The organism is Flavobacterium sp. UBA4854 (genome assembly GCF_002399805.1).
GTDB lineage: Bacteria > Bacteroidota > Bacteroidia > Flavobacteriales > Flavobacteriaceae > Flavobacterium > Flavobacterium ginsengisoli.
Window position 1 is genome coordinate 1 of the sequence record NZ_DHEI01000053.1, and the last position, 1,275, is coordinate 1,275.

The following is a 1,275-nucleotide window of genomic DNA, read 5'->3' on the forward strand; positions in this document are numbered from 1 at the left end:
CATATAAAAAGCAAACCCGACAGGTTTTCAAAAAACTGTCGGGTTTTACATTATATATAGTAGTCCTTTATATATAGTATTATTTTTTATTCAAGTCTTTGGCTTTCTGTTGCCATTTTTCTGATAGATCTTCATAATCTAATGGAGTGGCTGGCTTCTGATTTATTAATCGGCCAGATTCAAATGCTCGAACTAAGATTGTTTCTATTAAATAGTCTTCGTTTACATCGTATGGTTTGTATTCTTCTTTTAAACTAATATCAAATAAATTGGCTGTTGTATTAGAAACAAAAGCTTTGAATCCGCTTTTTAATGTTTTAATTAATTCATAAGTTGTAATTCCTGTTTGACGATGAACAAGCTTTACTAAAATCTGACCTTGTTTTCTAGAAAGCTTTTTAAGTCTTTCTTCGAATTCGTTATTTAAATAATCTTCGACGATTTTAAAATACTTCTTTTTTTCTCGACTTGTTTTTAAACGTGACATTCCATTATTCAAAGCCGTTAATCGCTCTGCCGCCAGCTTAGCATAAGGATATACTTTATACACTCTGTTTTGAAGAATTTGAAATTGTTTCATTTCCTCAGGACTCATCTTTTGTCCTTTTGAAATAATTATTTCTGGAAGCTGAATAGTATCGCCTAAAATGGAATCTCTTTCTGTTAATATATATCCCATTTGCTCGTTCTCTTTAGGAGTAACTTGGGCTTTGGAAGAAAAACAAACTAAGAGTAAAAATAAAAAGGTGGTTAATCTCATTGAATCATAATTTAAGTGTAAAATTATATATTTATACACAACTCTGATACCAAATTTATATTTTAGCGGAAAAATATTTTTATGAGCACAAATTCTATCTTAAACGATACTTCTCTAGCATTCTTAGAAAGCTACCTAAATAACGCTTCCCCTACTGGTTACGAAAGTGAAGGCCAGAAACTTTGGATGAACTATTTAAAACCTTATATTGACACCTTTATTACTGATACTTATGGAACTGCTGTTGGAGTAATTAATCCTGACGCACCGTATAAAGTTGTTATTGAGGGGCATGCGGATGAAATTTCTTGGTATGTAAACTACATTACAGAAGATGGTTTGGTTTATGTAATACGAAATGGTGGTTCAGATCATCAGATTGCTCCTTCTAAAAGAGTTAATATTCATACTAAAAACGGAATCGTAAAAGGCGTTTTTGGATGGCCAGCAATTCATACTCGTTTACGCGACAAAGAAGAAATTCCCAAACTAAGTAATATTTTTATTGATTTAGG

At 31.5% G+C, this 1,275-nt stretch carries 1 protein-coding gene and 1 pseudogene; one reads left to right on the top strand and one right to left on the bottom strand.

The features are described from left to right. Positions 1-79: 79 nt before the first annotated feature. Entirely contained in the window at positions 80-760 is a 681-nt protein-coding gene (locus tag B3J44_RS07640) for a DUF4294 domain-containing protein (protein ID WP_286967543.1), read from the bottom strand. 81 nt (positions 761-841) lie between these two features. Here B3J44_RS07640 and B3J44_RS07645 point away from each other — a divergent pair. Next, a pseudogene (locus tag B3J44_RS07645) lies at positions 842-1,275 on the top strand (M42 family peptidase); the annotation flags it as partial.

Bases quoted from the DNA above. Each gene is read 5' to 3' on its own strand.
- B3J44_RS07640 (WP_286967543.1), bottom strand. From the start codon at position 760: ATGAGATTAACCACCTTTTTATTTTTACTCTTAGTTTGTTTTTCTTCC.